10 protein-coding genes and 1 pseudogene are annotated in these 9,290 nt (G+C 72.6%); 8 read left to right on the top strand and 3 right to left on the bottom strand.

What is annotated here, in order from left to right; genetic code table 11:
* Window positions 1–371 precede the first annotated feature (371 nt).
* Window positions 372–1,625, bottom strand: coding sequence for an APC family permease (locus ACIBZJ_RS42595; protein WP_395939318.1), 1,254 nt, complete (start codon window positions 1,623–1,625; stop codon window positions 372–374).
* A gap of 15 nt (window positions 1,626–1,640) precedes the next feature.
* Between ACIBZJ_RS42595 and ACIBZJ_RS42590 the strand changes: the two genes are divergently transcribed.
* From ACIBZJ_RS42590 to ACIBZJ_RS42580, 3 genes are all read left to right on the top strand, one after another.
* Window positions 1,641–1,988 carry a PadR family transcriptional regulator gene (locus ACIBZJ_RS42590; protein WP_395939317.1) on the top strand — a complete coding sequence of 116 codons (348 nt, stop codon included), beginning with the start codon at window positions 1,641–1,643 and terminating at the stop codon, window positions 1,986–1,988.
* Window positions 1,979–2,263: an HAAS signaling domain-containing protein gene (locus ACIBZJ_RS42585; protein ID WP_395939316.1), complete on the top strand. Its 285-nt coding sequence runs from the start codon at window positions 1,979–1,981 to the stop codon at window positions 2,261–2,263. The genes ACIBZJ_RS42590 and ACIBZJ_RS42585 overlap by 10 nt, the downstream gene beginning before the upstream one ends.
* A 123-nt stretch (window positions 2,264–2,386) precedes the next feature.
* Window positions 2,387–2,854, top strand: coding sequence for a hypothetical protein (locus ACIBZJ_RS42580; protein WP_395939315.1), 468 nt, complete (start codon window positions 2,387–2,389; stop codon window positions 2,852–2,854).
* Here the strand turns inward: ACIBZJ_RS42580 and ACIBZJ_RS42575 are convergent.
* Window positions 2,848–3,366, bottom strand: a complete 519-nt coding sequence (locus ACIBZJ_RS42575; protein ID WP_395939314.1) for a hypothetical protein — start codon at window positions 3,364–3,366, stop codon at window positions 2,848–2,850. The genes ACIBZJ_RS42580 and ACIBZJ_RS42575 overlap by 7 nt on opposite strands.
* Before the next feature lie 271 nt (window positions 3,367–3,637).
* Between ACIBZJ_RS42575 and ACIBZJ_RS42570 the strand changes: the two genes are divergently transcribed.
* From ACIBZJ_RS42570 to ACIBZJ_RS42550, 5 genes are read left to right on the top strand one after another with little or no spacing between them, the layout of a single operon-like run.
* On the top strand, window positions 3,638–4,390 hold the full coding sequence (locus ACIBZJ_RS42570; RefSeq protein WP_395939313.1) for an enoyl-CoA hydratase/isomerase family protein: 753 nt from the start codon (window positions 3,638–3,640) through the stop codon (window positions 4,388–4,390).
* The gene (locus tag ACIBZJ_RS42565) at window positions 4,387–5,460 is read left to right on the top strand and encodes an acyl-CoA dehydrogenase family protein (protein WP_395939312.1); all 1,074 of its coding nucleotides are present in this window, start codon (window positions 4,387–4,389) and stop codon (window positions 5,458–5,460) included. The genes ACIBZJ_RS42570 and ACIBZJ_RS42565 overlap by 4 nt, the downstream gene beginning before the upstream one ends.
* The gene (locus tag ACIBZJ_RS42560; RefSeq protein ID WP_395939311.1) at window positions 5,457–6,158 is read left to right on the top strand and encodes an acyl-CoA dehydrogenase family protein; all 702 of its coding nucleotides are present in this window, start codon (window positions 5,457–5,459) and stop codon (window positions 6,156–6,158) included. The genes ACIBZJ_RS42565 and ACIBZJ_RS42560 overlap by 4 nt, the downstream gene beginning before the upstream one ends.
* A gap of 47 nt (window positions 6,159–6,205) precedes the next feature.
* Window positions 6,206–6,892: a M24 family metallopeptidase gene (locus tag ACIBZJ_RS42555; protein ID WP_395939310.1), complete on the top strand. Its 687-nt coding sequence runs from the start codon at window positions 6,206–6,208 to the stop codon at window positions 6,890–6,892.
* A 21-nt stretch (window positions 6,893–6,913) separates the two neighbouring features.
* Complete coding sequence (locus ACIBZJ_RS42550) at window positions 6,914–8,080, top strand: alpha-hydroxy-acid oxidizing protein (RefSeq protein ID WP_395939309.1); 1,167 nt, start codon at window positions 6,914–6,916, stop codon at window positions 8,078–8,080.
* Window positions 8,081–8,126: 46 nt separating this feature from the next.
* Here the strand turns inward: ACIBZJ_RS42550 and ACIBZJ_RS42545 are convergent.
* Window positions 8,127–9,290, bottom strand: a pseudogene (locus ACIBZJ_RS42545) (hypothetical protein); the annotation flags it as partial.

Raw genomic sequence — 9,290 nt, 5'->3', positions numbered from 1 at the left:
GACTGGTCACGGCTCCGCCGACGCCACCAGGCCCGCGCCCGAAAAGCCCACTACCAGCGAAGACAGCAACTATCTAACGAAGCGCTGCTGTAGTACTAGGTGCCGGTCGTTGGCGGGGTCGGTCCCCGCTGTGGAGCTTCGGCGGACCAACACCGAGCCAAACCGGGCAGAACCCCAGGGCCGGCGACGGACAGGGCCGACGGCAGGCAGGACCGACCCGAGCGGCAGGACCGACCCGAGCGGCAGGACCGACCCGAGCGGCAGGACCGACCCGAGCGGCAGGCCAACCCCAGCAGCAGGCCAGCCAGACCAACGGTCAACGGGCAGGGGGCCAACGGGGCCGGCGACGCACGCGGCGAGTACCAACCCGCTCAGGGTTCGCGGGACAGGGCCCGCCGGGCTGCGTACCAGGCAGCACCCGCCGCGAGAACCACCACGCCGGTCACGACCGCGCTCAACGGGAGCGCGAAAGCCAGGATCACGCACCCGGCGAGCCCGATCACCGGGACCGCGCGGGGCGGGCGGCCCTCGGCGGGGGACAGCGTCCAGGCAGCGGCGTTGGCCACCGCGTAGTAGGCGAGCACTCCGAACGACGAGAAGCCGATCGCGTCCCGGAGATCGACGGTCCCGGCCGCGACGGCGACGATCAACCCGATGACGACCTCGGCCCGGTGCGGCACACCGAACCGCGGATGCACCGCCGCGAGCCGGTGCGGGAAGTGCCGATCCCGGGCCATCGCCAGCGTGGTCCGGGAAACCCCGAGCAGCAGCGCCAGCAACGAGCCGAGCGCCGCCACCGCGGCGCCGGTCCGCACCAGCGGCACGAGTGCCGGGTGCCCGGCCACCCGCACCGCGTCCACCAGCGGAGCGACCGCCCCGGCCAGCGCCGGACCCAGAACCGCCAGCAGGGCCAACGTCACCGCAGCGTAGACGAACAGCGTGAACGCGAGAGCAACCGTCACCGCCCGCGGGATGACCCGCGCCGGGTCGCGGACCTCCTCCCCCAGCGTGGCGATCCGGGCGTAGCCCGCGAACGCGAAGAACAGCAGGCCCGCACCCTGCAGCACACCGGTGGCCGACCAGGCGGCCCAGCGGGCCGAGGAGTCCGCCGCCGGAGCACTCAGGCCGACGACGACCACGACGGCCAGCACACCGAGCACGAACACCACGATCGCCCGGGTCAGCCAGGCCGCTTTCTGCACCCCGACGTAGTTCACCGCGGTCAGCGCGAGCACCGCGACGACGGCCACCGCATGGGCGTGCTCCGGCCACACGTACGAACCGACCGTGAGCGCCATCGCCGCACACGACGCGGTCTTGCCGACCACGAACCCCCACCCGGCGAGATATCCCCAGAACGCGCCGAGCCGCTGCCGTCCGTACACATAGGTGCCGCCGGAGTCCGGGTACCGCGCGGCCAGCCGGGCCGACGACGTCGCGTTGCAGTACGCCACCACCGCGGCCACCGCGAGCGCGATCGGGAGCCCGGGGCCCGCCGCGGCCGCCGCCGGCCCGAGCGCGGCGAAGATCCCGGCGCCGATCATCGCGCCGAGCCCGATCACGACCGCGTCGGTGAGACCGAGGCGACGATCCAGTCCGGTCACCGCACCTCCTGTGTGCCGCATGGTACTGTGTGCCACATGGTAAGCGACGTTCCCGAGAAGCTCGAACTGGAGCTGCGCCGGGGTGTCGTCGTGCTAGCGGTACTCTCCCAGCTTCGTGAGCTGCGCTACGGCTACGAGCTGCGGCAATCCCTCGCGAGCCAGGGGCTGACGATCGAAGAGGGCACGCTCTACCCGCTCTTGCGGCGGCTCGAATCGCAGGGCGTCCTGAACAGCGAATGGCAGACCACCGACGGGAAGCCCCGGCGGTACTACGCGCTCAACCCCGAGGGCCGGGCGTTGCTCGAGCGGCTCACCTCCTCGTGGCGCGGCCTGAACACGACGATGAACCAACTCCTGGAAAGCGGGACGGAGTCATGGACCTGATCGACCGTTACGTCGCGGACGTCGTCGAGCTTCTGCCCCGGCGGCAGCGCGCCGATGTCGCGCGGGAGCTGCGCGAGTTACTGGCCGAGGAACTGCAGGGAAGCTCGGCCGACGACGCCCGCGAGCTGTTGCGCCGGTTCGGGCACCCGTCCGAGGTCGCCGCCCGGTACGGGCAGCCGGTGACGCTGATCGACCCGTCCGATACCCGCCGATTCCTGACGCTGGCCCTCGGCGGTTCCGTGCTGATCCTCGTGGGAGCGTTCTCGACGCCCTGATCGAGCCCCGGCACGACTTCGGTGCGACGTCCGATACCGCGTGGCGGGGGTGTTCGCCTGGCTCGGGGTGCTGTTCGTCCGGTTCGCCGCTCGGGCCTGGTATCGGCGCGGGCATCCGGTGGAGTGGAAGCCGCGCCCGGCGCCGACCGACCGGATCAACCGCACCGGACGCCTGATCGGGCTGGTGTTCTTCGTCGTCGGCACGGTGGTGCTGGTCGAGCCGTCCGCCGCGCGCGGTTCGTCACCGGGGGCCGGGCCGCCGAGGCCGCGTACGAGGCGTTCGCCTACGACGGCGGGTTCCTCCGGGTACGCGCGCCGTTCGTGCTGGCCGTCCTGGTGTTCGGGCTGGCCGTGCAGGCGGCGCTGGTGTGGGCCGGGCGCTGGCGGCCGGCTCTGCTCCTGGTCGATCTCGTCCACGTCCTGGTCGTGTGCACGGTGCTGACCTGGGCGATCGGCGCCGGCCCGATCTTCGTCGCCACGCGCACCGATCAGGCCGTGAAGGGTGTGATCGCGGTGATCATCGTGCTGACGCTGGTCGACCTGGCGGTCAGGGCCCGGCGGCTGAGCGTGGCGTCGGCGATCCGTCACTGACCCCAGGCGCGCCACGACACGGTCTCGGGTGCGTCGGGGCGGCCGTGCGTTCCGGAGAGCGCCGGGCACTCGACGTAGACGATCCCGTCGTCGACGAACGTCCGTACCGAGTGGTGGGTGCGCACCCGGATCAGCCCGCGCACCGCCTTGCGCAGCTCCGCCTGCTGGTCACCGGGCACGTCGTGGATCTCCGCGAACCCACGCCGCTCCACCACCGCGTCCGCCGCGAGCTGGGCGACCAGGTCGAGCCGCGAGTCCCGCTCCGGGGCCGGGAAGTGCCGGTCGATCAGCGCCAGGCAGCGACGGCACGTCGGCGCGAACGCCACCAGCTCCGACCGCCCGACCGGCCCGCCGTCCCCGCCCACCATGGCTGCCCACAGCCGTCCGCACAGCGTGGTGCGCGACCACAGCGGCGCGGTGAGCGAGGCCGGGTCGTAGCCCTTCACGATCTCGTTCTCCCTGACCGCTTCGCGCCCGCGGCCCGGCGCGTCGGCAACCGTCGCGAGATGCACGGCTGAGCCGCGACTCGTCGACGTCAACAACATCGATCGGCCCGCTACCGCGATCACGTTCGGCCCATGTCCCCCGGAAGGCATACGCACATTGTCACCACTCGCGGTGACTTATCGGGAGGGTCGGTGAATGCTGCGGTTCGGTAACGTCCCGAATCGGGCGTCGGCCCCGGGTGTGGGCCCGCGGCCGCGGCCGGGACGGCAGACGCCGGATCGCGTTCCACCTACGCTGGTGCGGACGCGACGGGGCGTCGACGGAGAGGACCGCCGGATGGGTGAGTTGCGGTACGAGGTGCGCGACCGGATCGCGATTCTGACGCTGAACCGGCCCGAGCGCCGCAACGCGTTCACCCGGACGATGCTCCGTGCCTGGGCCGAGTCACTCGACACCGCGGCACGCGACGACGACGTGCGCGTCATCGTCGTCACCGGCGCGGGCGACCACTTCTGCTCCGGCGTCGATCTCGACGAGTTCCGGGCGCACCTCGGCCGCCCGCACGACGTCAAGGACTACCTGCAGGAGGAGGTGCACGCGGTCGCGCGTGCGCTGGACCGGATCGACAAACCGGTGCTGGCCGCCGTCGCCGGCGCCGCGGTGGGCGCGGGCATGGACATGGCCCTGCTGGCCGACCTGCGGTTCGCCGGTTCGAGCGCCCGCTTCAGCGAGGGTTACATCAAGGTCGGTCTGGTGCCGGGCGACGGCGGCGCGTGGCTGCTGCCCCGCCTCGTCGGTTCCTCCCGGGCCCTCCGTCTGCTGTGGACCGGTGATTTTCTGGACGCTACCGAGGCGCTCGCCTGCGGCCTGGTCGAAGAGGTCTGGGACGACGCCGAGCTGCTGGACCGGGTCCTGGAGTTCGCGGGCCGGGTAGCCGCCCAGCCGCCGCTGCCGGTGCGGATGATCAAGCGGGCGGTGCGGCAGTCGGCCCGGATCGACTTCGGCACCCATCTCGACCTCATCTCGTCCCACCTGGCCGTGGTGACGTCGACCGACGACTTCCGCGACGGTCCCCTGGGCCAGAAGTGACCGCGCCGGTCGACCGGGCACGGGAACTCCTGGCGTCGTACGAGTTCACGCCGCGGCCGGACGCGTGGTTACGCGGATACGACCTCGCCTTCAGCCGGGCGATGGCCGAACGCGGGCTGATCGGGCTGACCTGGCCGACGTCGGCCGGTGGCGGCGGGTACAGCAACGTCGACCGGCTGGCGGTGACCGAGGAGCTGCTGCGGGCGGGCGCGCCGGTCGCCGCGCACTGGATCGGCGATCGGCAGATCGGCCCGTCGATCCTGCGGCACGGGACGCCCGAGCTGCAAGCCGAGTTGCTGCCCGGCATCATCCGGGCCGACCTCACGTTCTGCCTGGGCATGAGCGAGCCGCAGGCCGGGTCCGACCTGGCCGCGGTCCGGACGCGGGCGACGCGGGTCGAGGGCGGCTGGCTGCTCAACGGCCACAAGATCTGGACGAGCGGCGCGCACCGGGCCACCCACCTGTACGTGCTGGCACGCACGTCGGAGGGCGAGCGGAAGCACGACGGGCTGTCGGAGCTGCTGGTCGACATGGGGCCGGGCATCACGGTGTCACCCATCCGCGATCTGACCGGTGAGCACCACTTCAACGAGGTGCTGCTGCAGGACGTGTTCGTGCCCGCGCACCGGCTGCTGGGGGTCGAGGGCCGGGGCTGGCAGCAGGTCGTGGAGCAACTGGCGTTCGAGCGCGGCGGCCCCGAGCGCTTCTTGTCGACCTACGTGTTGTTCGCCGCGATCCTCGACGCCCTACGGGGGGTCGAGCCGGCGCCGCACGCGGGGCTCGGGCGGCTCGTCGCGCGCCTGGCGGTCTTGCGCCGGCTGGCCCGGCGAACCGCGCTGGCCCTGGACGAGGGCCAGGCCCCGGTGCGGGAAGCGGCCACCACGAAGTACCTCGGCAACGCGTTCGAGCTGGACGTCGTCGAGTTCGTGCGGGAGCTGCCGCCCCCGGCCCGGGACGCGGTGGCAGAGCTGTACCGGGCGTCGCTGCTGGCCTCGCCCGGATTTGCGCTGCGGGGCGGGTCACGGGACGTGCTGCTGGGTCTGCTCGCGCGGGAGACGGGGCCGCGATGAGTTCCGAGGTCCTCGCGCTGGTCGACTCGATCGTGGCGGACGCGGAGTTCGACCCGGCGCGGGTGTGGCCGGTGGTCGTCGACGCCGGGTTGCCGCTGGTCGGCGTATCCGAAGCGGACGGCGGGTCGGGCGGAGGGCCGGCCGATCTCGTCGCGATCGTGCGGCGGCTGGGGTACCACGCGATCAAGACCCCGATAGCGTCCGCGTCCGCGTCCGCCCGAGCCGCGTCCGCCGGGGCCGTTTCTTCCGGCTGGGCGGAACTGTTGCAGCTCGCCGAGCTGGTGGGGTGCGTGGAGGGCACGGTCGCGATCACCCGCGCGCACCTGCGGCAGCGCGAGCAGTTCGGCGCTCCGCTGCTGGACCTGCCCACGGTGCGGACGACGCTCGCCGAGATGCAGGTCGAGGCGGTGCAGGCCGGTGCGGCGCTGGAGCGGTGCGTCGATCGTCCCGGCGACGGGGCCGCGCTGGCGGGCGGGCACGTCGTCGCAGCCGCGGCAGCGACCGTCGTGTCGCACACCGCGCACCGCCTGCACGGCGCGATCGGCCTGACGGAGGAGCACCCGCTCCACCGCTACACGATGCTCCTCTGGGACTACCGCGACCGCCCCCGGCCCGCCGTCGCCGACGCGACCGCGCTGGGCCGCCTCGCGGTCGAGGGCGGCCCGGCCGCGGTCTGGGACTCACTGACCGCCTGGTGAGATCACGGCCGTCGGGTGCACCTCGCCGTCGGCCGTAGGGTCAGTGCGTGACCACCGAGACCGAACGAGCCTCCGGCCTGCTGGACGCACAAGCCAAGGCCGAGCACCTGTTCGCCGCCGTCGAAGACCGAGGCCTCATCACCGCGGGCGCGAGCGAACGCGAAGTCAGCGACCGCATCCGCGACCTGGCCGGCGACATGTTCGGCATCCGGCGGTTCTGGCACAAGCGGATCGTCCGCGCGGGCCCGAACACGCTGCACCCGTACGAAGACAACCCGCCGGACCGGGTCCTCGCCGACGACGACATCGTCTTCGTCGACTTCGGGCCGATCTTCGCCGACTGGGAAGCCGACTTCGGCCGGACGTTCGTGCTCGGTGACGACCCGGCCAAGCTGCGCCTGCGCGACGCGCTGCCGCAGCTCTTCGCCGCCGGTCGCCGATACTTCGAGGCCCACCCCGCCATCACCGGCGCCGAGCTGTACGCCGAGGTCAAGCGCCTGACCGCCGACGCCGGCTGGACGTTCGGCGGTGCACACTCCGGGCACCTGGTCGGCGAGTTCCCGCACGAGCGCATCAACGGCGACCAGATCGGCTACTACATCACCGACGGCAGCGACGAGCCGATGCGACGGCACGACCGGGCGGGGCGAGACTGCCACTGGATCCTGGAGATCCACCTGGTCGACGAAACCCACGGCTTCGGCGGCTTCTACGAGGAACTGCTCGACCTCTAGCGTGCGGCCTACGATTCGTGGATGTCTCAGCCGTTCGGCAACTACCAGAACGAGATCTACTTCAACGGCCTGCAGGGCATTCTCCCGCCCTACCCGATGACCTTCTCCGAGCTGGAAGAACGCGCCGAGTCGGCCCTCCCGCCCGGCATCTGGTCGTACGTCGCGGGCGGCGCCGGCGACGAGCACACCCAGCGCGCCAACGTCGCCGCCTTCACGAAACACGGGCTCGTCCCGAGGATGTTCGTCGGCGCGGCGCAACGCGACCTGACCGTGGAGTTGTTCGGCCGCCGCTACCCGACGCCGATCTTCATGACCCCGATCGGCGTCATCGGGCTCTGCGCCCAGGACGGTCACGGCGACCTCGCCACCGCCCGTGCCGCCGCGCGCACCGGCGTCCCGATGGTGGCCTCCACCCTGTCGGTCGACCCGCTCGAAGACGTGGCGGCTTCCTTCGGAGACACGCCCGGTTTCTTCCAGCTCTACACGCCGACCGACCGCGAAGTCGCCGAGAGCCTCGTCCACCGCGCGGAGCAGGCCGGCTACGCCGGCATCGTCGTCACGCTCGACACCTGGATCACCGGCTGGCGCCCCCGCGACCTGCGCACTTCGAGCTTCCCGCAGCTCCGCGGCCACTGCCTGCAGAACTACCTGGGCGACCCGGTCTTCCGCTCCCGCCTGGCCAAGCCGCCGGAAGAAGACCTCAACGCCGCCGTCCTCCACTGGGCCCTGTCGTTCGGCAACCCGCTGACCTGGGCCGATCTACCGTGGCTGAGGTCCCTGACCACGCTCCCGCTACTGATCAAAGGCGTACAGCATCCGGACGACGTCCGGCGCGCGAAAGACGGCGGCGTCGACGGCATCTACTGCTCCAACCACGGCGGACGCCAGGCGAACGGCGGTCTGCCCGCGCTGGACTGCCTCCCGGACGTGGTCGAAGCCGCGGACGGGACGCCGGTGCTGTTCGACTCCGGCGTCCGCAGCGGTTCCGACGTCGTGAAGGCGCTGGCGCTGGGGGCGACCGCGGTCGGCGTCGGCCGTCCGTACGCGTACGGGCTGGCGCTCGGCGGCGTCGACGGAATCGTGCACGTGCTGCGGTCGATCCTGGCCGAGGCCGACTTGACGATGGCGGTCGACGGCTACCCCACGATCGCCGACCTCACGCCGGACGCGCTCCGGCCGGTTCGCTAGCTCCGGATCGGGCTCGCGCGCCGCAGCGAGCCCGATCCGCATCCGCTCAGAAGCGCAGGATCTCGACACCCCGGTGCTGGAGGGGCGGCAGCAGCGTGTCGAGGAACTGCTCACGGTCGGCGTCCTCGCCCACCACGGCCTGGGGAACGAGCATCGGGTTGTCGTCGGCGACGAGGTGAACGCCCTCGGTGGTGAACACGACCACCTGGGACATCCGGTCCCACCCGATCGCGCGCAGGCCGCCGCGTTTGGTGCCCACCACGCCCTGGTCGTAGAGGTAGATCGCCATCCGGCCGCGCACCAGCGCACGGATCGCCCGGATGACGCCGATGAAGACGCCGGCGATCAGAGCGATCAGCAGGAAGCGGAACGCCTGTACCCACCAGTGGTCGCCCAACGGGCTGAGGATGAGCGCGAGGACGATCAGCGCGCCCAGTGAGGCCCCGGCGTAGACCAGTCCGCCGACGAACTCCCGCGCGGGGCCGGGTTCGCGCCGGGCCAGCCGCAACGCCCCCATGCCGGTGGCCGCGCCCCGCACGCGCTCGGTCTCGTCCGCCGGTAACCAGGTCTTGGTGCCGGCCGCACCGCCTCCGGACTCCCCCGCCGCCTGCCCGCGCCCCGGCTGCGCGCCCTGTTGCCCGGACGACGGCTGATCCGCCGGCCACTGCTGCCCCGCGGGTGCCTGCCCGTACGCCAGCGGCCCGGCGGGGGGTTGCCCGTATGCCGGCGGCCCGGCGGGGGGTTGCCTGTATGCCGGCTGTCCGGCGGGCGGCTGCCCGTACGACAGCGGCCCGGCGGGCGGCTGCGCGGCGGGCGGCTGCCCGTAGGGCGGCTGCCCCGAGGGAGGCTGCCCGAAAGCCTGCGGCGCGGCCGACTGCTGCTGCCCGAAAGGCGCTGTCGCCGAAGGCTGCTGCGCGGGCGCCTGCCCGTAGAGCGGCAACTGCCCGCCGTGCTGCTGACCCGCCGCAGGCGACTCACCGTACGACGCCCGCGGCCCGGACGCCTGCCCGTAACCCGCCAGGCCCACGCCCGCCTGGCCCACGCCCGCCTGGCCGAACGACGACCCCGCCGCTTGCGCCTGACCCGACGACAGCCCCTCCACGGATGGCTGGCCATACGCCTGCGGCCCCTGGGGCTGCTGGCCGTGTGCCTGCGGCGCCGGGGACCGCTGACCGTACGGCGAGGCCTGACCGCCCGACAAGGGCTGACC

This window comes from Cryptosporangium sp. NPDC051539, from assembly GCF_044454545.1.
In the GTDB taxonomy this organism is placed as follows: domain Bacteria; phylum Actinomycetota; class Actinomycetes; order Mycobacteriales; family Cryptosporangiaceae; genus Cryptosporangium.
This window is presented reverse-complemented; position numbering and strand designations above follow the sequence as displayed.